Source organism: Janthinobacterium sp. 35, assembly GCF_002754575.1.
In the GTDB taxonomy this organism is placed as follows: domain Bacteria; phylum Pseudomonadota; class Gammaproteobacteria; order Burkholderiales; family Burkholderiaceae_D; genus Janthinobacterium; species Janthinobacterium tructae.
Window position 1 is genome coordinate 3286256 of the sequence record NZ_PEFN01000001.1, and the last position, 22164, is coordinate 3308419.

General features: G+C 61.2%; 20 protein-coding genes. 5 read left to right on the forward strand and 15 right to left on the reverse strand.

All coding sequences use genetic code 11. The annotated features are described in order from the left end of the window. Positions 1-101: 101 nt before the first annotated feature. Positions 102-1781: an AMP-binding protein gene (locus CLU93_RS14635; RefSeq protein ID WP_099762032.1), complete on the forward strand. Its 1680-nt coding sequence runs from the start codon at positions 102-104 to the stop codon at positions 1779-1781. Between the two features lie 76 nt (positions 1782-1857). On the opposite strand, the gene CLU93_RS14640 is transcribed toward CLU93_RS14635, so the two are convergent. The 8 genes from CLU93_RS14640 to hutC form a co-directional block, all read right to left on the reverse strand. Next, the gene (locus tag CLU93_RS14640; protein ID WP_099762033.1) at positions 1858-2838 is read right to left on the reverse strand and encodes a choice-of-anchor A family protein; all 981 of its coding nucleotides are present in this window, start codon (positions 2836-2838) and stop codon (positions 1858-1860) included. A gap of 195 nt (positions 2839-3033) precedes the next feature. Continuing rightward, positions 3034-4758, reverse strand: coding sequence for an ArnT family glycosyltransferase (locus CLU93_RS14645; protein WP_099762034.1), 1725 nt, complete (start codon positions 4756-4758; stop codon positions 3034-3036). Between the two features lie 152 nt (positions 4759-4910). After that, complete coding sequence (locus CLU93_RS14650) at positions 4911-5180, reverse strand: type B 50S ribosomal protein L31 (RefSeq protein WP_010401544.1); 270 nt, start codon at positions 5178-5180, stop codon at positions 4911-4913. A 357-nt stretch (positions 5181-5537) separates the two neighbouring features. Then, positions 5538-6800, reverse strand: coding sequence for a transcription termination factor Rho (rho, locus tag CLU93_RS14655; protein WP_034746249.1), 1263 nt, complete (start codon positions 6798-6800; stop codon positions 5538-5540). A 156-nt stretch (positions 6801-6956) separates the two neighbouring features. After that, positions 6957-7283, reverse strand: coding sequence for a thioredoxin TrxA (gene trxA, locus CLU93_RS14660; RefSeq protein ID WP_086137203.1), 327 nt, complete (start codon positions 7281-7283; stop codon positions 6957-6959). 302 nt (positions 7284-7585) lie between these two features. Then, positions 7586-8044 carry a response regulator gene (locus tag CLU93_RS14665; protein ID WP_099762035.1) on the reverse strand — a complete coding sequence of 153 codons (459 nt, stop codon included), beginning with the start codon at positions 8042-8044 and terminating at the stop codon, positions 7586-7588. A 73-nt stretch (positions 8045-8117) separates the two neighbouring features. After that, positions 8118-11444, reverse strand: coding sequence for a PAS domain-containing hybrid sensor histidine kinase/response regulator (locus CLU93_RS14670; RefSeq protein WP_099764400.1), 3327 nt, complete (start codon positions 11442-11444; stop codon positions 8118-8120). Positions 11445-11774: 330 nt separating this feature from the next. After that, positions 11775-12494 (reverse strand): histidine utilization repressor, encoded by a 720-nt coding sequence (gene hutC, locus CLU93_RS14675; protein ID WP_071075393.1) that lies wholly within the window; start codon positions 12492-12494, stop codon positions 11775-11777. Between the two features lie 192 nt (positions 12495-12686). On the opposite strand from hutC, the gene ada reads away from it, so the two are divergent. The 3 genes from ada to CLU93_RS14690 all read left to right on the forward strand — a co-directional run bounded on the left by ada (position 12687) and on the right by CLU93_RS14690 (position 16179). Continuing rightward, on the forward strand, positions 12687-13742 hold the full coding sequence (gene ada, locus CLU93_RS14680; RefSeq protein ID WP_099764401.1) for a bifunctional DNA-binding transcriptional regulator/O6-methylguanine-DNA methyltransferase Ada: 1056 nt from the start codon (positions 12687-12689) through the stop codon (positions 13740-13742). After that, positions 13691-14428, forward strand: coding sequence for a 2OG-Fe(II) oxygenase (locus CLU93_RS14685; protein ID WP_373629877.1), 738 nt, complete (start codon positions 13691-13693; stop codon positions 14426-14428). Before ada ends, CLU93_RS14685 begins: the two co-directional genes overlap by 52 nt. A gap of 74 nt (positions 14429-14502) precedes the next feature. Then, positions 14503-16179 carry a mechanosensitive ion channel family protein gene (locus tag CLU93_RS14690; RefSeq protein ID WP_099762037.1) on the forward strand — a complete coding sequence of 559 codons (1677 nt, stop codon included), beginning with the start codon at positions 14503-14505 and terminating at the stop codon, positions 16177-16179. 42 nt (positions 16180-16221) lie between these two features. Here the strand turns inward: CLU93_RS14690 and CLU93_RS27870 are convergent, their stop codons facing one another. The 7 genes from CLU93_RS27870 to CLU93_RS14720 all read right to left on the reverse strand — a co-directional run bounded on the left by CLU93_RS27870 (position 16222) and on the right by CLU93_RS14720 (position 20271). Next, complete coding sequence (locus CLU93_RS27870; protein ID WP_143451741.1) at positions 16222-16725, reverse strand: hypothetical protein; 504 nt, start codon at positions 16723-16725, stop codon at positions 16222-16224. 111 nt (positions 16726-16836) lie between these two features. Continuing rightward, entirely contained in the window at positions 16837-17247 is a 411-nt protein-coding gene (locus CLU93_RS14700) for a hypothetical protein (protein ID WP_143451742.1), read from the reverse strand. Between the two features lie 7 nt (positions 17248-17254). Next, the gene (locus tag CLU93_RS27875; protein ID WP_143451743.1) at positions 17255-17710 is read right to left on the reverse strand and encodes a hypothetical protein; all 456 of its coding nucleotides are present in this window, start codon (positions 17708-17710) and stop codon (positions 17255-17257) included. 47 nt (positions 17711-17757) lie between these two features. Next, a complete protein-coding gene (locus CLU93_RS14705) occupies positions 17758-18273 on the reverse strand; it encodes a hypothetical protein (protein ID WP_143451744.1) in 516 nt (171 codons plus the stop codon). A gap of 10 nt (positions 18274-18283) precedes the next feature. After that, entirely contained in the window at positions 18284-18820 is a 537-nt protein-coding gene (locus CLU93_RS27880) for a hypothetical protein (RefSeq protein ID WP_143451745.1), read from the reverse strand. Continuing rightward, complete coding sequence (locus tag CLU93_RS27885) at positions 18795-19265, reverse strand: hypothetical protein (RefSeq protein ID WP_143451746.1); 471 nt, start codon at positions 19263-19265, stop codon at positions 18795-18797. Before CLU93_RS27885 ends, CLU93_RS27880 begins: the two co-directional genes overlap by 26 nt. Further along, positions 19240-20271, reverse strand: a complete 1032-nt coding sequence (locus CLU93_RS14720) for a hypothetical protein (protein WP_143451747.1) — start codon at positions 20269-20271, stop codon at positions 19240-19242. Before CLU93_RS14720 ends, CLU93_RS27885 begins: the two co-directional genes overlap by 26 nt. 196 nt (positions 20272-20467) lie before the next feature. Between CLU93_RS14720 and CLU93_RS14725 the strand changes: the two genes are divergently transcribed. Beyond that, positions 20468-22141, forward strand: a complete 1674-nt coding sequence (locus CLU93_RS14725) for an amidohydrolase (RefSeq protein ID WP_099762044.1) — start codon at positions 20468-20470, stop codon at positions 22139-22141. The last annotated feature ends 23 nt before the right edge of the window (positions 22142-22164 follow it).

Genomic DNA, 22164 nt, shown 5'->3' on the forward strand with positions numbered 1-22164 from the left:
CATTACAGCAAGCCGGTGCAGGGCGGGGGCGGTTGCGGCTATAATTTTCAGCATCGAAGACGATAACAAGAGCGCGTCGCGCCACACACCCTGGAGACAGCATGCAAGCAATGAGTTATGTACATGGCGCCCACGAGACGCCGTTGATCGGCGAAACCATAGGCGCTTACCTGGACGGCGTCGCCGCCCGCTACGGCCAGCACGATGCCCTGATCGTGGCGCACCAGAACGTGCGCTGGACGTATGCCGAATTCCAGCGGCGCGTGCACCGCCTGGCCGCCGGCTTGCTGAAGCTGGGCTTGCAGCCGGGCGACCGGGTCGGCATCTGGTCGCAAAACTGTGCCGAATGGGTGCTGACCCAGTTCGCCACGGCGAAAGCCGGTTTGATCATGGTCAACATCAACCCCGCCTACCGGCGTTCGGAACTCGAATACGTGCTCGACAAGGTGCAATGCAGCGCGCTGATCCTGTCGCCCAGCTTCAAGTCCAGCGATTACCTGGCCATCGTGCAAGACGTGGTGCCGGAGATCGCCCGTTCGCGCGCGGGCGCCCTGCAGTCGCCGCGCCTGCCGCAATTGCGCCACGTCATCCGCCTGGGCGCGGCCGCCACGCCAGGCATGCACAACTTCGACGCGGTGATGGAGGGCATCACGGAGGCCGACCTGGCGCACCTGGAAGACGTCAGCGCCACCTTGCAGTTTGACGACGCCGTCAACATTCAGTTCACGTCCGGCACCACGGGCGCGCCGAAGGGCGCCACCTTGACGCACCACAATATCCTGAACAACGGCTTTTTCATTGGCGAAGCCATGCGCCTGACGGAACGCGACCGCTTGTGCATTCCCGTGCCCCTGTATCACTGTTTCGGCATGGTGCTGGGCAACCTGGCTTGCGTCACGCATGGCGCGGCCATGGTGTTTCCGGGCGAAGGTTTCGACCCGAAGGCCGTGCTGGAAACGGTGCAGGCCGAGCGTTGCACGGGGCTGCATGGCGTGCCCACCATGTTCATCGCCATCCTCGACCATCCAGATTTCAAACAATATGATCTGTCGAATTTGCGCACCGGCATCATGGCCGGCTCGCCCTGCCCGATGGAAGTCATGGCGAGGGTCATCGAATTGATGCACATGGCGGAAATCACGATTGCGTATGGCATGACGGAAACGTCGCCCGTCAGCTTCCAGACGGCGATCGAAGACCCGCGCGAAATGCGCGTGTCCTCGATTGGCCGTGTCCACCCGCACTTGGAAGTGAAAATCGTCGATGCGGAAGGGCGGATCGTGCCGCGCGGCGAGAAGGGCGAATTGCTCACGCGCGGCTATTCCGTGATGCAGGGCTACTGGGGCGACCCGGAAAAAACAAATGAGGCCATCGACACGGCGCGCTGGATGCACACGGGCGACCTGGCCGTCATCGATGCCAACGGCTTTTGCAGCATCGTCGGCCGCTCGAAAGACATGGTCATCCGTGGTGGCGAAAACATCTATCCGCGCGAAGTCGAGGAATTCCTGTACCGCCACCCGAGCGTGCTCGATGTGCAATGTGTGGGCGTGCCGGATGCCAAGTATGGAGAGGAGTTGTGCGCCTGCATCATTCTGCGGCCGGGCACGCAGGCCACCAGCGAGGATATCCGCGCCTTTTGCGACGGGCAGATCGCCTATTACAAGATTCCCCGCTATGTGCGCTTCGTCGAGGAATTTCCCATGACGGTGACGGGCAAGATCCAGAAATATTTGTTGCGCCAGCAGGTGGCCACGGATCTGGGGCTGAGCGCGGAATAATCCTTTCGCCAGCACATAAAAAAACACCGGGACGCTCGCGCGGCCCGGTGTTTTTTTGATGGCTGCAGCGTGAAGCTCAGGCCAGTTGCGCTTGCGGTGCGCGCGCTGGCGTGCGGCGGCGCATGAAGGCGAGCAAGCCCAGGCCGGCCAGCAGCATGGCCCAGGTGCCTGGTTCCGGCACGGCCGAGACGTTGACCGTGTTGAAGCCGGAGCCGTTCATCGAGACGTGGCCATAATTGATCGAGCTGACCGAATTGGCGACCAGCGTGCCATTCATGCTGCCCGAACCGGAAAACGCGCTGTTCGGCGCCAGGATGCTGCCGTTGATGCCGACGTTCTGCAGGCTGGTGGTGGTGGCATTGGCGAAGTTGAGCAGCGTACGGTTGGCGAAACTGGCGAAATTGTCGAAGCCGCCGCTCATGGTGATGTTGGTGGCCGTGCCGTTGATGATGATGCTGGCCGTGCTTTTCAGCGACGATACGTCCAGGATCAGGTTATGCAGGTTGTCCGCATTGATCGTGAAGACATTCACGTCGGCATTGACGTCGCCCACCAGCTTGAAGCCGCCGTATTGGGAGATCACGGTGCCGTTCGATTGCAGCTTGGCCACGTCGCCCGACAAGGTCGTCAGTTGTTGCTGGGCGGCCGCAAAGTCCAGGGTGGAGGCATTGCCCTTGCTGAAGGTGCCCGCTGGGTAGTCAGATCGTGCCGTCACGCTGCCGTTGGCATTGCTGACGCCGTACACGGCCGTACCCTTGATGCCGCCTTCGCCGATATTCAGGCTGTCACCGGCAACCAGCGTGTTGGCGGCGCTGCCGGGCTTCTTGTTCGTGCCGACACTGTAGTGATCCAGGTAGATATTGCCGCCAGCGGCCAGGCTGCCACCGACGCTGGTAAAGCCGCTGGCATTGCTGCTGCCGATGTTGCCGAAGATGAAGGCCGAGTAGCCGTTGGCGACGCCGAGGTCAATCACGGTCGCCTGGGCCGAGGCGCTGAAGGAGAAAGCGAACAGGGCGGCGCTGATGAGCGGCAAGGTGCGTGAGGCAAAAAATGTCATAAATATTCTCGAGTAATAGGGACGGAAGGGCGGGAAAGCAAGTACACCGCCATCGCGCTGGCCGACATTATAATATAAAAAGCAATTGTCGTTCATTTTAGCTAATTGACTATACTTTAAAGCAATATTTTATCTATGCTCGAAGCTGGCCTGGCGGGCAAGAAAAAACCGGGACATGCCCGGTTTTTTCGTGTGTTACCTGATGCGCTGGTACAGGCGGAAACGCTCCACATTGTCGGTGGGGCGGCGGCCCTCCCATAGCTTGATCCAGTCCGCGCCGTGATGCTCGGGCAGCTGTTCCTTGCTGTCAGGAACCTTGATGCTGTCTTGTAACAAGAACACATCGCATTGCTGCTGTTCCACGCTGGCAAACGGCAGGTGGCCGTAGTAGGCGAACGAGGCGCGCTGGGCGGCGCCAACGTTGCTGTTGATGCACTTGCTGCCTGGCGGCAGGTGGATGGAAATCTGGTGCGCCACGCTGGCGTAGCTCTTGCTGTAGTTCAGCGGCGGCAGGAACAAGGTCATGATCAGGACCCAGATCAGGATCAGGCCGCCGGACGACAGCACCACGGCACGCCACAGCACGGCAGGCTGGCGCGAGATGCGCCAGTGCACCAGGGCGATCCAGCCGGCCGTGACGCCGGCGGCCACGAAGAAGGCCACCAGTTCCAGCTCGGGCTTGAATCCTGGCACGAGTTTCAGTGCATTGTGGGCCTGTTGCGGCGGCCAGCCCGTCAGGATGGCGAACCAGAACAGCCACAGTACCAGGGCGCAGATGGTCAGCACCATCACGGAGAACCAGTCGATGGCGTTGATGGCGCCCCGTTTCATGGTCAGCAGGCCAAACGCGGCCATCACGGCCAGCGGCGGCAGCAGGGGCAACAGCTGGCTCGGTTCGGGATCGGGGTGGCACAGGCCCAGGATGGCCAGCATGGCGACAAAGGTCAGCGGCACGACGATGTGCAGCACGTGGCGCTGGCGGCGCCAGGCGTACACGGCCCAGGCGGCGAACGGCCACGCGGGCCAGAAGAACCAGATACCGACACGCAAGAAATATTGCAGGCTTTTCAGGCTCGGGGCGCTGAACTGGCGGCCATTCCACTCTATCCATGCCTGCAGCGGCGAATGGCCGTATGGTTGCAGCAGTTCGCCCGGCAACAGCCAGACCAGGGCCAGTGCGATGGCCACGAGCACGGCCAGCGCCAGGTGGCGCACGCTGCGCAGCAGCGGCAGGCGCAGGAAGACGGTGCACAGCAGCAGGGCGATGCATAGTGCCGCCGGCGTGATCCAGCCGCGCGTGAGGGTCAGGCCGCCCAGCGCCAGGCCCAGCAGGGCGGCATTGCGCATGGATGGGCCTTCCACATAACGCACGGCGCGGTATAGCAAATAGGCCATCAGCGCCACATGCAGCGCTTCGGCCGTGATGTCGTGGCTGTGCTGCAGCAAGCCCAGGCAGCCCAGGTAGATCAGCACGGCGGCATCGGCCAGGGTGCGGCCGAAATCGTCCGGCTCGGGCTGGCCGCCGAAGGCCAGGCGCAGGGGCTGGGCGTCATTGCGGCGGCCCAGGTTGAAGGCGGTGTACCAGACGGACAGGGTGCTGACGACGAAGATGCCGATGGTCGACATGCGTGCGCCGAAGACGTCGCCGTCGATCCAGCCGAACAGCTTGATGAAAATGGCGCCCAGCCAGAAGGCCAGCGGGCCTTCCTCGGGCCAGGACAGGCCGGCCACGTTGGGCCACAGCCAGTCGTTCAGGCCGCCATGCGCCATGGTCCACATGATGCCGAAACTGGCGGCATCATCGTTCTTCCACGGTTCGCGGCCGATCAGGCCAGGCAGGATGTACAGCAGGCCAAGCGCAAACAAGGCCCATCGTGGCAGCGCGAGTGTGGCAGCGGCAGGAAGGCGGACTGGCTTCATCGATAATCGGTATCAGAATAGTGGCAAGACGCGACGAATGGCGTCGGGTATGCGCGAGTATAAAGTAAAGCGGCCAAAGACAAAAAAGGCAGCCGTGGCTGCCTTTTCTCTGGGAGCCGAAGCTGCCCTTTTTTGCCGCCAAGCGGCAAAAATCAGCCTGCTGCGACTGCGGTTTTCGAACCAACGGTACCGAACTTCTGACGGAACTTCTCGACGCGACCAGCGGTATCGACGATTTTGTGCTTGCCCGTGAAGAATGGGTGCGATTCAGCCGAAACCTCGATCTTCACCAGTGGGTATTCTTTACCGTCGTGGGTGATTTTTTCGCGGGTTTGGATGGTCGAGCGGGTAACGAATTTGAAATCGCACGACAGATCGTGGAAAACAACTTCGCGGTATTCTGGATGGGTATCGACTTTCATGGGATTCTCTCTAAGTAGGTAGCCAAACAGCACTTCGTCGGTCGTCTTGCTTCTTGACCCGATTGCCGATCACTTGCCAGGGTTTAAAATAATGCAACCGTCGATTATATAGCGCTTTCGGGCCGCAGGCAATAAAAAAGCCGCTCATTGAGCGGCTTTGCATGATCGCGAATGGTCGGCGTGGCGCAACGTAGGTCGGATTAGCGCGCAAGCGCGTAATCCGACCTACGATACTGCCACGATTGGCACCGGGGAGGGAGAAACCGTAGCGAGCAGGCCACAGTTGCGATTGAGTAGCGCAACCGTACAAAAAGTACGGTGAGCAACGGAAATCGCAAATGTGGCCGCGCAGTAGGTTTATCCGCCGCGGCGCATCATGTCGAAGAATTCGGCGTTGTTTTTGGTCGCCTTCATCTTGTCCAAAATGAACTCCATCGCCTCGATCTCGTCCATCGAGTACAGCAACTTGCGCAGGATCCAGATTTTTTGCAGTTCGTTCGGCTTGATCAGCAGTTCTTCGCGGCGGGTACCCGATTTGTTCAGGTTAATTGCCGGATAGACGCGTTTTTCAGCCAGACGGCGTTCCAGATGCACTTCCATGTTGCCGGTACCCTTGAATTCTTCAAAGATCACGTCATCCATGCGCGAACCCGTTTCGATCAGCGCCGTGGCGATGATGGTCAGCGAGCCGCCTTCTTCGATATTGCGCGCGGCGCCGAAGAAGCGTTTTGGACGTTGCAGCGCGTTGGCGTCGACACCACCGGTCAGGACCTTGCCCGAGGCAGGGATGACGGTGTTGTAGGCACGGGCCAGACGGGTGATCGAGTCGAGCAGGATGACCACGTCTTTTTTCATTTCGACCAGGCGCTTGGCTTTTTCCAGCACCATCTCGGCCACTTGCACGTGGCGCGTGGCCGGCTCGTCGAAGGTCGAGGCGACGACTTCGCCGCGCACGGAGCGTTGCATTTCGGTAACTTCTTCCGGACGTTCGTCGATCAGCAGCACGATCAGCGTGATGTCCGGGTGATTGGCCGTGATCGCATGCGCGATGTGCTGCAGGATCACGGATTTACCGGATTTCGGCGATGCCACCAGCAAGCCGCGCTGGCCTTTGCCGATCGGGGCGATCAGGTCGATGATACGGCCGGTGATGTTTTCCTGGCCATTCATTTCACGTTCCAGGCGCAGCGGCTCGTTCGGGTGCAGCGGCGTCAGGTTTTCAAACAGGATGCGGTGTTTCGACATCTCTGGCGATTCGCCGTTGACCTTGTCGACTTTGACCAATGCGAAATAGCGTTCGCCATCTTTCGGGGTCCGTACCTCGCCCTCGATCGAATCGCCGGTGTGCAGATTGAAGCGGCGGATTTGCGAAGGGGAGATGTAAATGTCGTCGGTGGACGCCATGTAGCTGGCGTCAGGCGAGCGCAGGAAGCCGAAGCCGTCTGGCAGCACTTCCAGGGCGCCGTCGCCAAAAATCTGTTCGCCGGACTTGGCGCGTTTTTTCAGGATAGCGAACATCAGCTCCTGTTTGCGCAAGCGGGCTGCGTTGTCAATGTCAAGACCGATCGCCATCTCAAGCAGGGCGGATACGTGTAGGGCCTTTAGTTCGGATAAATGCATATGTGTTGAGTGTCCCGAGACGGGATGTAAAGGTAGGGGAGGGGACTGCGTGGCGTCGATTAATTATTTGGGGAGGCTGTGCACGAATGATGGCAAAGCCGCTTCCCGGTGGTTCCAGTCAGGCGGCGCTGCGGGCGCAGCGCTGCCTATCATACATTAAATGTTGCTGTCGACGAAAGCGGTCAACTGGCCCTTGGCCATGGCGCCCACTTTTTGCGCAGCAGCGACACCATCCTTGAACAGGATCAGGGTCGGGATGCCGCGGATGCCGAACTTGGCAGGCACTGCCTGGTTGGCGTCCACGTCCATCTTGGCGATCACGATGCGGCCGGCGTATTCCTTGGCCACTTCTTCCAGGATCGGGGCGATGGCCTTGCAGGGACCGCACCACTCAGCCCAGAAGTCGACCAGCACTGGCAACTCGGATTTCAGGACGTCTGCTTCAAAAGATGCATCGCTAATGTGTTTGATATTTTCGCTCATATTTTCCTCAAATGAGGGTGGGATCAATAATGCCTGGGATTAACCATACGCTGGTTCGCCATCCATGCTTCCTGGAATGCAGCTAGCAGATGGGGGCAATGGGCACAAATTCAATATTCTTGGAAGGTGCGACCAGAGGTATGCAGGCGGGGATGGCTGAAATAATAACCCATTTTTTCAAAGCGTGGCGATTATTGCAGAAAAACTTGAGGCATATCGCCACCGCGCGTGCCGGCAGGGCGGCAAAGCCGCATGCCTGCTGGCCCGCAGCGCCGTACCCGCCCTCCGGCCATCCTCCGCGCTCAGGCATGTACGCTGGCCAGACGCGCCGTGTGCTGCAGTTGCAAGTTCACCATGAGCTGCAATTCCGCGCTTTCCATCGGCTTGCGGAAGGTGCCTAATATATGCAGGCCATTGGCCACGGCCAGGCGTTCAGCCGCCAGGCGCACGGCCGAATGCAGGCCCGACAGCAACACTACGCCGCCGCGGAAGCCATTCTCCGCCGCCATGCGCAGAAATTCGATGCCGTCGATGTCGGGCATGGACAGGTCGCAGATCAGCAGGTCGGGCTGGTGCTGCTTCAGGGCCGACAGCGCCTGTTCGCTGTGCGATTCGCAGCGGATGTCGAACGGGCCCATTTGTTCGAGCATGTCGCTCAGCACGTCGAGCATGAAAACGTCGTCGTCCAGCAGCAGCACGCGCAACGGCGCCAGGCCTGCTTCGTTGTGTTCCCGGCTTGCTTGGTTTGATACAGTATTCATCGTTCTGTCTTCCTATTGATATGCTGCATCGTTGTCGATGCCGATACCTTGCCGTAAGGTGATTTGGCGGTAGCTAATCGTCATTGGCAAAGCTGGTGTTATTCATGATTTGTTCGGTAATCAGTTCCAGCAGGGGCCACAGGCGCGCCACGATGCGTTGTGCCCGCTCAGCTTCGTCGGCCGGTTCGCCCGGCGCCAGGGTTTCCAGGTTCTGGCACAGTTCGGCCAGCCCCAGGGCCCCCACGGTGCGCGCCGACGACTTGATGCGGTGCCCCAGTTCGCGTACCTGGTGCACGTCGCCGCGCGCCAGGGCCGCATCGATGTCGCCAAAGCCATCCTGCGTCGTCTGCAGGAACTTGAAGGCAAATTTGCGCACTTTTTCCGGGTTGTAACCCAGCAACTTGGCCAGGATGGACAGGTCGATCACTTGCGGGTCGCCGGCCAGGGTGGTCTTGAAGGCGGGCGCGGCGCGGCTGCGCGCGGGCGGTGGCGGCGGTGTCTCGCGCGCCGGCAGCCAGCTGGCGATGGTCTGGTACATCATGGCCGGCTGGATCGGTTTGGAAATGAAATCGTCCATGCCCGCCTCCAGGCAGCGCACGCGGTCTTCACTGGTGGCCGTGGCCGTCATGGCCAGCACGCGCAGATGCGCCAGCTGCGGGTCGGCGCGGATGTGGCGCGTCGCTTGCAAGCCATCCATCAGCGGCATCTGCACGTCCATCAGCACGCAGTCGAACTGCGTCTGGCGCAGCAGGTCAAGCGCCTCTTCGCCATTGTTGGCCAGGCAGACGGAGGCGCCCGCTTCTTCCAGCAATTCCAGCGCCACTTGCTGGTTGAAGGTGTTGTCTTCCACCAGCAGGATGCGCGCATGCTTGAGCGTGCGCATGACCAGGGCGGCGTCGGCGCTGGCGCGCATGGCCGCTGCCGTCTGCGCCATGCTGTCGAGCATGGCCGGCGCCGCCTGGTCGGAAATACCCAGGTTGGCCGTGAACCAGAAGGTGCTGCCGGCGCCGGGACGGCTGTCGACGCCCACGTCGCCACCCATCAGCTGTGCCAGCTGCTTGCAGATGGCCAGGCCCAGGCCCGTGCCGCCATATTCGCGCGTGGTGGAGGTATCGGCTTGCTGGAAGGACTGGAACAGTTTACTCATTTCATCCTGCGACAGGCCGATGCCGTGGTCGCACACTTCGAAGCGTACCAGGCAGTGCTTGGCGTCCGCCACCACCTTGCGCACTTTCACGGTAATGCTGCCCTGTTCGCTGAACTTGATGGCGTTATTGGCGTAGTTGATCAGTACTTGCCCCAGGCGCAGCGGGTCGCCCACCAGCACGGCCGGCAATTGCGGGTCGATCTCGAACAGCAGTTCCAGGTTCTTGCTGGCGGCGCGCGGCGCCACCACCGTCATCAGGGTTTGCACCACGTGGTCGAAACTGAAGTTGACGCGCTCGATTTCCAGCTTGCCTGCCTCGATTTTCGAGATGTCGAGAATATCGTCGATGATGCCCAGCAAATGCTCGCCGGCGAAGCGGATTTTTTCCAGGTAATCGCGCTGGCGCGGTTCCAGGTCTGTCTTGAGGGCCAGATACGCCATGCCGATCACGCCATTCATCGGCGTGCGGATTTCATGGCTCATGTTGGCCAGGAATTGGCCCTTCGCCTGGCTCGCCTCTTCGGCCACCTGCTTGGCCTGGTCCAGCTGCTCCGTGCGCTGCGCCACGCGCTCTTCCAGATGTTCATTGAGTTCGCGCAAGGCGCTCTCGCTGCGCTTGTGATACGTGATGTCCGTCAGGCTGGCCACCACCATGCCCACCTTGCCGTATTCATCGCGGATGGCCTCGGTATTTACGGACAGCCATGACAGGCTGCCGTCGGGCTGCTGCACGCCCATCAGCACGTCGCGCATGGCGACACCCGTCGACAGGGTGATGTGCACGGGATGGCTGCGCTGGTCGAAGGCGGAACCGTCTTCGTGGATGGCTTGCCACAGGCTATTGCCGGCTGGACTGGCCGCCAGCATGCGCTCGGCGGCGGCGTTGCTTTCCAGGATGTGGCCGTGGCTGTCCTGCACCACCAGGCCATTCGTCACGGCGCCGAACACGGAGGCCATGCGCTGGCTGGAATTGGACAGCGCGATGGATGCCTGGCGCCGTTCCGTGATGTCGGTAATCATCGCCAGCGTGCCGCCCGGCTCGCCATTGTCCGATTGGATACTGGTGCTCGACAGCAAGCCCCACAGGCTGGACAAGTCCTTGCGGAAGAAGCGGAAGTCGACCTGGTCCGGCTGGCTGGCGAAGCTGCCGTGGCTGGCCAGGCGCCGCTGCATCAGCAACTGGCTGTCGCGATCCATGAAGTCGAGCATGGGACGACCCAGCATTTCCTGCACCGTATAGCCCAGCATGTGCGCCATCTTCGGGTTGACGAAGGTGGTTTTGCCGTCCGCATCCGTCATCCAGATGCCTTCGGCCGCCGTCTGCACGATCAGGCGGTAGCGTTCCGAACTGGCGTGCAACGCTTCTTCGGCGCGCTGGCGCTGCGTCATGTCGCGCAGCGAGACGATGGAAAACACTTGCCCGGCCATGCGCAGCGGCGACAGGCTGACCTTGGCGGGGAAGTGCGTGCCGTCGCGGCGGCGCGCCATCATCACCCGGCCTGGCAGGCTGTGCCGCGCTTGCGGGTCGCCCACGGAGTGGTTGGCCGTGCTTTCTGGCACCAGTTGCTCCAGCGACATGCCCGTCAACTCGGCCAGCGGATAGCCGAAACAGCGCGCGCCGATCTGATTCGCGTAGTGCACCTTGCCCTCGACGTCGGCTACCAGCATGGCTTCGGGCGCCGCTTCCAGCATGGAACGCATGCGTGATTGCTCGTCCTGCTTGCGCTCGCTGATATCGCAGACGATGCCGCTGGCATGGGTGGCGGCCCCATCCGAGGCGCGTGCCAGCACGGCGCCGCGCGCCAGCAGCCAGCGCCAGTGGCCGTCGCTGTGGCGCAAACGGAATTCGCAATTGAAGGTGCCGTGCGCCTGGCCATCCAGATGTTGTCGAAATGTAAGACTCAGGCGCGCGCGGTCGTCGCGGTGCACTTCGGCCAGCCAGTCGGCCAGTGTATGGTCGAGCCTGGCGCTCTTGTCGCCCAGCACGTCCTGGTACTGGGGCGCAAATTGCAAGCGGTCGGACTGGCGCCGCCAGGTCCAGCCAGTCAGGGCCGCGCCGCGCAAGGCTTGCCCCGCATCCTGTTCGCTCAGGGCATGTGCAGGCAGGAGCCGGTGGCGCAGTTGTTGCCGCAACCGCCAGGCTTGCCAGCAAGCCAGTCCCGCCAGGGCGGTGGCGCTGGCGGCAGCGTACGGCCACAGCAGTGTCGGCGCCATGCCGTGTACCGCTGCCTGCACCGGCAGCGAGAATGCCATGCCTGCCGCCAGTATCATGCGAGCGAGCCGACGCAGCGCAGGGCGCCGTCGGCGCGGTGCGCTGAAACTCGTGTGGCTGCAATACGACAAATGCATCCCTTTCTGGGGCATGATTGAACTGGGCTGACAGGGCATGATGCGCGCTCAAATAAACGCCTGCGGCGCTTTCTGGCGGCAACTATAGCATCGAATATTTAGTCGCAGTAGTTAAGTTCAGAAACGGCCAAAACGGGATTTTTTTTGCCCCGGAATGGCCGTTTTTTTTACGATTTGGTGAGAATTCGTGAGAAAGTTGGCGCGAAATCGTGCTATTCAATCGCGGCGATAGCCTTACGCGAAGCTTCCCGCAAACTGATAGCGGTGTCCGGGATGCCACATGGTGGCGATCGAGGCGATCTTGCCGCCCGAGCGCGTCTGGCGGCGCAGCACCAGGCATGGCTGTTTGGTGTCGATGGCCAGCATTTCGGCGATGTCGCGCGGCGCCGACAGCGCTTCGATGCTGTAGGTGGCGCCTTGCAGGGGCGCGGCGGCCATCAGGTATTCGTTCGGCGTGATGCTGGAAAAATCCTGCGTCATGTAGTCGGGCGCGCACTCGGGATTGACCCAGCGGTCTTCCACCTGGATCGGTACGCCGTTTTCAAAATGCACGATCAGCGAATGAAACAGCGGGTGTTCCGGCGGCAAGCCGAAGTGCTTGGCCAGCAAATCGGACGCCTTGGTGCGTTCCAGCAATTGCAAGCTGCTGCGGTGGATATGCCCGCGCGCGCGCACTTCATCGGCGATACTTTTGATTTCCAACAAGGTCGCCTGGTATTTTTGCTGCGCCACATAGGTGCCGGAACCCTGGCGCCGCGTCAGTATTTGCTCGCTGGTCAGTTCGCGCACGGCGCGGTTGACCGTCATGCGCGAGACGCCGAATTGTTTTACCAGGGCTTGCTCGGAGGGAATCACGTCGCCTTCCTTCCAGCGTCCGGCGGCGATGCCGGCCAGCAGAAAATCCTTGATGCGCTGGAAAATGGGCGTATTTTCCTGGGTAGTATGATCGTCCAATGCGGTTTCTCCGGGGGGCGCGGGCAGGGCGCGCCGCCGGCTGGAGGCGCGATGGCCGATTTTAGCACCGAGCACGCTGCCTGCCGCCAGCCTTTTTTGAATTCAAAAGCAAGCGCCGGAGTGTGGCGCGCGCAGGTGCTGGCTATGCTGCGGACTTACTATGACTTGCCATTGACCTGCACGGAGTTCGCCATGGAACACGCTTACCTGACTGACGATGAACGCTGGGATGCCCTGCAACGGCGCGCGCCCGACGCCGACGGCGTCTTTTACTATTCGGTGCGCACGACGGGCGTGTATTGCCGCCCTTCCTGCGCCGCGCGCCCTGCCTTGCGCCGCAACGTGGCTTTTCACGCCACGTGCGAGCAGGCGGAGGCGGCCGGTTTTCGCCCCTGCCTGCGCTGCAAACCGAACTTGCCGCCGCTGGCCCAGCGCCAGGCGGCCATCGTGGCCGACATCTGTCGCCTGATCGACGCCAGCGACGAGCTGCCTGACCTGGACAGCCTTGCCAGTGCCGCCGGCATGAGCCGCTTTCACTTTCACCGCGTCTTCAAGGCGCACACGGGCATCACGCCAAAAGCCTATGCGGCGGCGCGGCGCGGCGAGCGCCTGAAGGCCGGCTTGCAGGGCGCGGCGAATGTCACGGAAACGTTATATGCGGCCGGCTTCAATTCCAGCGGCCGCCTGTACGCCGCCACGCCGGGCTTGCTTGGCATGACGCCGGGCGCATTTCGCGCTGGCGGCAGCGGCGCCGTGATCCGCTTCGCCATCGGCGCCTGTTCGCTGGGCGCCATCCTGGTGGCCAGCACGGAGAAGGGCATTTGCGCCATTTTGATCGATGACGACCCGGAAGTGCTGCTGCGCGACTTGCAGGACCGTTTTCCGCAAGCCGAGCTGCGCGGCGCGGAAGCGGACTATGAACGGACGGTGGCACAGGTGGTCGGCCTGGTCGAGGCGCCGGGCCTGGGGCTGGACTTGCCGCTCGACGTGCGCGGCACCGTGTTCCAGCAGCGCGTGTGGCAAGCCTTGCGCGAGATTCCCGCCGGCAGCACGGTCAGCTATGCCGAGCTGGCGCGGCGCATCGGTGCCCCGCACGGCGCGCGGGCCGTGGCGGGCGCCTGCGCCGCAAATGCCCTGGCCGTCGCCATCCCCTGCCACCGCGTGGTGCGCAACGATGGCGCCTTGTCCGGCTACCGCTGGGGCGTGGAGCGCAAGCAGGCGCTGCTGGAACGCGAGGGCGAGCGGTGAGGTCGCTGGACTGGCGCCAGATCGAGGATGCGCTGAATGCCCATGGCTATGCCATCGTGCCGGGCTTGCTCGATGCGGCCGCCTGCGCCGCGCTGGCGGCGCAGTACGACGAGGCGCCGCGCTTTCGCAGCAAGGTCGTGATGCAGCGCCACGGCTTTGGCCAGGGTGAGTACCAGTATTGGGCGTATCCGCTGCCGGATGTGGTGGCCGCCTTGCGCGACCAGTTGTACGGGCCGCTGGCGGCGATTGCCAACCGCTGGCATGCCAGCATGGGCCTGGAGGCGCGCTTTCCGCCCAGTCACGCCGATTTCCTGGCGCGCTGCCACGCGGCCGGACAGACGCGGCCCACGCCCTTGCTCTTGCGCTACCGCGAAGGCGATTACAACTGCCTGCACCAGGACCTGTATGGAGAGCACGTGTTTCCGCTGCAACTGGCCGTGCTGCTGTCGCGCCCGCAAGACGATTTCACGGGCGGCGAGTTCGTGCTGACGGAGCAGCGCCCGCGCATGCAGTCGCGCGCCGAGGTGGTACCGCTGGCGCAGGGTGACGCCGTGCTCTTTCCCGTGGCGCAGCGCCCCGTCAACGGCACGCGCGGCAGTTACCGCGTCAACATGCGCCATGGCGTATCGCGCCTGCGTGCGGGCTTGCGCCACACCCTGGGCATCATTTTCCATGATGCGAGCTGAAGAGTAGCTGCGGCGCTTGAGTTTCCAGGATTACATGGCATGATGGCTATTCTTGTCACTCTTTCATTTCTGCCATGTCCGCGTTGCTCCGCCTGCTGTGCCTGTTGACCATGTTCCTGTTTTCCGCAGCCCACGCGGACGATGGCGTGCCCGCGCTCGTTGCGCAGGCCGCATCCGTCGTGGCGCCGTCGCAGCTTGCTGCGGCCAGGACGGCGCCGCTGATGTTTGCCAACCGCAAGGTATTCGTCTTCCGCGCCGCGCTGGCCGGCTATCCGCCCGATGAACGCGCCATCGGCGCGCAGCGCCGCCTGGAAGGCGTGCTGGCGAAAAACGGTCCCTTGCAGACGAGCACGCGCATGATTCCCGAAGGCACGCAAGTGCTGCTCGATGGCGTGCAGCTGTTCGTCGTCGTGCCCGGCGACGTCAACCAGCTGGCCGGCGACACGACGGAAAGCGTGGCGAAAACGGCAGCCGAGGAATTGCGCAAGGCCGTGTTTGACTATCGCGAGCAAAGCAGCTGGCGCTACCTGGCGATCGCCGCCGCCGTGTGCGCGTTTGCTACCCTGGTGTTCTGGCTGGTGTGGCTGGGCTTGACGCGCTTTTACCGCTGGGCCAAGCGCCGCAGCGGCATCCTGCTGGCCTCGCGCCTGCGCGACGTACGCCTGAAAAACGTGCGCGTGCTCGACGCTGAACACTACATCGCCTTCGCGTATCAACTACTGAGCGCCGTGCTGTGGGGCTTGCGCCTGATGGCCACCTATCTGTGGGCCGCCTTCGTGCTGGGCCGCCTGCCCTACACGCGTTCCTGGGGCGAAAGCCTGAGCGGCTATTTGTTCGACGTGGCCGCCGACGTCTTTCATGCCATCATCGGCGCCTTGCCGGGGCTGGTGCTGGTGTGCGTGATCTTTGCCATCGCGCGCCTGATCGCCGCCACGGCCGCCTCGCTGTTCAAGCGCGTGGAAAGCGGCGAATTGCAAATCGGCTGGCTCGACAAGGACACGGCCCTGCCGACGCGCCGCATCGCCAGCGTGGTGATCTGGCTGTTCGCGCTGGCCATGGCCTATCCGTATCTGCCCGGTTCGCACACGGCGGCCTTCCAGGGCCTGTCCGTGCTGGTGGGCCTGATGGTGTCGATTGGCGCGTCGAGCATCGTCGGCCAGGGCGCCAGCGGTCTGATCCTGATGTACACGCGCGCCCTGCGCAAGGGAGAATATGTGCGCGTGGGCGACAGCGAAGGCACGGTGGTCGACGTGGGCATGTTCGAGACGCGCCTGCGCACGGGCCTGGGCGAGGAAGTCGCCTTGCCGAACGCCTGGGTCATGTCGCAAACGACGAAAAACTATTCGCGCGCCCAGCCCGGCGGCGGCTTCGTGCTCGACTCCACCGTCACCATCGGCTACGCCACGCCGTGGCGGCAAGTGCACGCCATGCTGGAACTGGCCGCCTCGCGCACGCCGGAACTGTCGACCACGCCAAAACCGTACGTGATGCAGCTGGCCCTGCAAGACTATTATGTGCAATACCGCCTGGTCGCCTACGCCAGCGCCGAAGTCCCCCGCCAACGCGCCGAAGTGCTGAACCGCTTGCACCAGAACATCATCGACGTCTTCAACGAGTTCGACGTGCAGATCACGTCGCCGCACTACATCGATGACCCGAAAGAGTCGCACGTGGTGCCGCCTGGTGAATGGTTCAGGGCGCCGGCGAAGCGGGGGGAGGAATCGATTGAGGCGGTTCCGCCCAAGCCTTGAACGCCAGGAGTGGTCTGATCGAGATGGGGGAAATCACACGTGCTATCTTGGTTTTTCCTCTGGAGCGCAGGTATTCTTGCCATTTGTCAGCTGAACCACCTGGAAACCCCCGGCGGGGGTCGTGAGCAGGCAAAAGTCTGCCGAGTAGCGCGAAGTGGGATCGGACGCGGATGGTGGCCTTCCCAGGAAAGATACGCCATACACTTTTCCCGCCACCAGCGGCGCGGCATCGCTGCTCTCGGCCCCCTTGGGAGCCTTGCCGTAGCGCACGCATCCCCTGTCTGGCAGACGATAGCTGGGATCGCCAAACGAGGCATTGGGAAACATGACCGTCCATACATTGTTCCAGCCATTTGGCCCAGGTGTGCTGATCGTCAGCATCTTCAGGCTGACTGGCCCCCTTGAGCGTTCCTCTTCGTTGGCAATCTTGAAGCAGGGAAGGCCAGCCTCAGTCATGACGGCGGCTGTGCCCATGCGCGACCATGCAGAGGCATTGACGTTCGTCAAGGCGGCAAGCAGGAATAACAGTGTGTGACGATATGGCATGGCGATCCTTGCACTATCTGATGAGAGAATGCTCCGGGCAACTATCCTGTTTCCACGCTGGCGTGTCGCTGCCAATGGCGATGATTTTTCGTTCACCAGTGGCCGTGGCTACTATGCAAAATTTTCCCATGTAGCCATAGGTGGGATCTGAAGGATCATTTGGTCTTCCATTGAGGAAAATGCTGTAGACCCGTCCTGTTTGCAGTTCAGGGGCGGGCATGCCGTTCGCTCCCTGAGGAAGATCACCATACCGAAGGCAGCTTTTTGACGAGAGCGGTACTTTTTTCCACCAGTCATATAAAAACTCCACACGCCAACGGCGGGCTTTTCTGACAGGTCTGAAATGCTGAGTGCTCCCAGGAGTGGCTGGCCGTTGCGATTTTCTTCCGTTAGCGAGATTGTGAAGCAGGGTATGCCATTCACTGAACTGATTTCAGCATCGGCGATGCGCGATGTCGCACAGGCATGCAGGCCGAGGGACATGAGCAGTATGAACAGAGCATTCTGCTGCAAGGACATCATGTTTTCCCTATTTCTGAACGGGACAGATTTCGTCTATCCAGGCTTGGCTATCGCTGTCGATACGAAGAATCTTGCGCTCCCCGGAGATGCCGCTGATTAAGCAAAACTTGCCCACGTAACCGCGAGTAGGGTCCGATGGATCGGCTGGCCCACCGTTCAGGAAGACGTCATACATCCGTCCCGTTTTCAGCGGCGGGGCTTTGGGCGGCTTGACCTCTGCTGTTGCTGGTGCAACTCCATACAGAAGACAGGACTTGGCATGCACAGGAATAGTCGCTGCGCCTGGTAAAAGAAAAGACCAGACTTTGACTGCAGGCTTGACGGATACATCTGTCAGTACGATCGCACTAATCCGAGGAAGCCCGTTGCGTGCCTCTTCTTTTTGCGAAATGGTGAAACAAGGAGTGCCATTTTTTAGCTGTACTTCTGCGTATGCCATGCGGGAGGTGGCCGAGGCACTCATGCAGGTCATCAAGGCGAGTACCAATAGGCTCTTGTGGCAGATGGGCATTATTGGCCCTTTTGTGCTTGGATGTTTACTGGACAAACTTCATCGATCCAGGCCTGCATGTCGCGCTTGATGGGAATGACCTGTTGACCACCGTTAGCTGTCGCGATGAGACAGAATTTCCCTTTATAGCCACGGGTCGAGTCAGACGGGTCATCCGGCCTGCCATTCAAAAAGACGCTGTACATCCTGCCTGTTTTTAACATCGTCGCGGCAGTCGATTCGGCTCCTGTCGGTACTTGGCGATACAAATAGCAGGTTTTTGCATGCATTGGGAGGGTCGTCGCTCCAGGGAGAATGAAGGACCAGACCTCTACAGGCGGCTTTATGGAGATATCGTAAACCATGAGTGCGCCCAGCATTGGCGTTCCATTGCGGCGTTCTTCTTTTTTTGAAATGGTAAAGCATGGTATGCCTTTGAATGAGCTAATCTCGGCTTCGGCCATGCGGGACCATGCCGAGGCATCCATGCTCGTCAAGGTCGCCAGCAGACAAAGAGTACGGTGACGATGATTCATGGCATGCCTTCTATGGGACAGGATTTTTGGCTGGGCACGTATCATTCATCCAGGCCTGTGTATCGCTTTGGATGACGACAAGACGTGGCTTGGCAGAGACCTGCTGGACTAGGCAGAATTTCGCCACGTACCCATAGGTTGGATCGGCAGGATCGGCTGGCCTGCCATTCAGAAATACCTCGTACACCCTGCCGGTCTTCAATTCAGGCGCCGGCGCAGCGTCGGCATGCGCTGGAATATTTCCATAAGGAATGCAACTTGTTGAAGACAGCGGAATTTTCTTACCGTCCGACATGAGAAACCCCCATATTTCCGTCGTTGGCTTGACCGTCACGTCTGACACGCTCAAGGCGCCGAGGAAGGGCTGGCCGTTACGCCTCTCTTCCTTTTTTGAAATGCTAAAGCAGGGCACGCCATTGATCGAGGTGACTTCGGCATCGGCCATGCGTGATCGCGCATCGCTGTTCATGCTCGAGAACGCGAGCAGTATGAACAGCGTTTGATGACGCAAGGGCATGTGGCTAAGGAGGCGTTGGGCAGACTTCATCGATCCATGCCTGCATGTCGCTGTTAATAGGAATGACTTGCTGACCGCCAGCAGCCGTAGCTCTCACGCAGAATTTTCCTTGATAGCCATAGGTTGGATCGGACGGATCTTTGGGGCTGCCATTCAGGAACACATGATAAAAATGCCCGGGTATCAGTTTTTCAGCGCGTATGCCCGTCGCGCCGGTAGGCAGGTTTCCATAGCGGATGCATGTGCTGGCACGGATGGGTAACGCCATGTCTGGCGGTAGGGAGAATCCCCATACTTCTTTTACTGGTTGCACGGACATGTCTGAAACCATGAGTGCGCCAAGAAATGGTATGCCATTGCGCGTCTCTTCCTTTTTTGTAATCGAGAAGCAGGGTATGCCCTGCGCCGACTGGATAACTGCTTCTGCCATGCGGGAATATGCCCATGTGTCAGGGAATATCGAATATAGGCTCATGGTCAATATCGTTGCCAGGCAAGTTTTTCGGGCTCTTACGGTCGTTAAAAAAATCATTGAGTACCTTTTTAAACAGTTCTCCGGAGTTTTTATAGCGCTGTTGGCGCATGGCGCGAGTGGAAGTTAAAAACCTCAGCACAAAGTAGTCCGCCAATAAATCACCTTGCGCTTCCATGTCATGGCTGGATAATTTCTGATTGGGGAGCAAGGTATATTTGTAGTCCAGCCCCAGGCGAATGGCTCCCCGCAGTTTTACTGAATATCCGAGTTGGTACTGCCAAACATGAACCATTTCGTGCATAAACCAGTGTTTCAGACTATCTTTTTCTTTGGAAAAGTCCTCTTTGTAATCCGACTCATGAAAGTAAATCTCCCCAACCGGCGTCATGGCCACGTTCTTTGGCTGCCAGTTAAACCATAGATACGGCTCCCCATGCACCTTGACCTTGCCGTAGTCGATCGCATCCTGGAACAGCATCCACGCCATGTCGATCTCGCCCTTGGTCAGCGGACGAACCTTGTCTTTCACTTTGACCTGTTTGACGGACGAACCGACGTCCTTGTCGGTCGTCTTGATGCCTTCCAGTTGGACGACCTTGATGGCTGGCGCAGCATGTTTTGGCGCGGCGGCGCAGCATGGCGATTTGTCCGCCTGCGGCAGGAATTCGGCCTGGGTGATTTGCGCTTCCTGCTTGCTGGCGATGCGCCCCGTGCGCCCCTTTGCATCCGTCGTCCCCGTCCACGTTTCGCCATTGCTCAAGGTGAGCCGGTAGTCGGCGTGCGCCAGCGGCACCTTGTTTTGCGAGATGAATTCCAGCTGCTCGTCGTAGCCGCAGCACCAGCATTCGTCGGGCTGGCCGGCCAGGCGGTGCAGTTCGCAGCCGCTTGTCGCGTTGCGCAGGGTGGCGCCCTGCACGGGCCGGCCGTCGGCGCTGAAGGTGACGATCATGCTGTCGAAGTGCGCGCCCAGGCTTTTCTTCTGGTGGGCCACGAGCTTGAAGAACACGTCGCACGCGGTGGTGCTGATGACATGGTGCCTGGCCATGGGGCCTCCCCGTTAAAACGCCAGCGTAGGACAGCGGCGGCGGGGAAGTATTGACCAGGCGCAAGGCCTGCGCGCCTGTGTCTGATTGATTGACCATTTTGCCAATTTCTATACACTCGTCTTTTCGTTCATTGACTTAACAGACCTGGAGATGGAAATGCCGACCCTGCCCTTGCGCCGTACCCTGCTCACGCTCGCCTGCCTGGGCGCCCTTGGCCACGTGCATGCCGATACCGTCATCGACAACGCCAACGGCTACACGCTCAATGCTGCCGGCAAGGTGGTCCGTTTCACGGCGCTGGCGTTTGACGACGCTGGCAAGCTGCTCGCCGTCGGCAGTGCCGCGCAGGTGAAGCGCAAGGCGGCCAAGGGCGCTACCCACGTCGACGTGCAGGGAAAAACCGTGTTGCCGGGCCTGATCGACGCGCATGGCCACGTGTTCGGCCTGGGGACGATCGCCAGCGGCGTGATGCTGTACGGTTCCACATCGCTGCCGGCCGCCGTACAGGCCGTGGGCGACTTCGCGCGCGCGCATCCGGAACGCAGCTGGATCATCGGCAATGGCTGGAACCAGGAAATCTGGAAGCTGGGGCGCTTTCCCACGGCGTTGGAGCTCGATGCGGCGGAGAGCGCGCGGCCCGTGTGGCTGCGCCGGGTCGATGGTCACGCGGGCTGGGCCAACAGCCGCGCGCTGGCGCTGGCCGGCATCACGCGTGCCACGCCGGATCCGGCGGGCGGCAAGATAGTCCGCGATGCGGACGGCAATGCCACCGGTGTGCTGGTCGATAACGCCATGGACTTGATGGATGCCGTGCTGCCCAAGCCCGGCGACGTGGAAAACCGGGCCGCCCTCGATGGCGCGCTGGCGCAGCTGTCGCAAGTGGGACTGACCAGCGTGCACGATGCGGGCATCGGCCAGATGCAGGACCGATTGTTCCGCGATTATGCGGACCACGGCAAGCTGACGGTGCGCGTGTACGGCATGATTGCCGACACGATGGAAGACTTCGACGCGCTGTCAAAAAATGGCCCATTGAATAGCTATGCGCGTGACATGTACGCCTTGCGCGCCGTGAAACTGCTGTCCGACGGCGCCCTGGGCAGCCGCGGCGCGGCCCTGCTGGCGCCGTACAGCGACGATCCTTCTACCCGCGGCCTGCTGTTCTTCAAAGATGACGCCATGCGCGCGAAGATGGAAAAAGCCATGCGCGCCGGCTATCAGGTGAACGTGCACGCCATCGGCGACGCGGGAAATCATCAGATCCTCGACGGCTATGCAGCCTTGAGCGCGCAATACCGCAGCGCGGGCCTGCGCCACCGCATGGAGCACGCGCAGGTGGTGCAATTGAGCGACATCCCCCGTTTCAAGGTGCTGGGCATCGTGCCATCGATGCAGCCGACGCACGCGACGTCCGACCAGAACATGGCGGAGCAGCGCGTGGGCCATGAGCGCATCAAGGGCGCATATGCGTGGCGCACCTTCCTTGCGCAAGGTTCGCGCATCGCCTGCGGCTCGGACTTCCCCATCGAGTCGCCGAACCCGTTCGAGGGCATTCACGCAGCCGTCACGCGTCAAAACAGCGACGGTTTCCCGGCCGGCGGCTGGTATCCGCAGCAGGCCATGACGGTGACGCAGGCGCTGCGCTGCTTCACCCTCGACGCGGCCTGGGCGGCGCACCAGGAAAAGGTCATCGGCACGCTGGAAGCGGGAAAATGGGCGGACTTCATCGTCGTCGACCAGGACCTGTTCACCGTGGCGCCGACGGCGATTGGCAAGACGCAGGTGCTGCAGACGTGGGTGGCGGGCAAGCGCGTGTTCGAGAAAAAATAAAGGCTGGGGTCAGACCCGCCGGG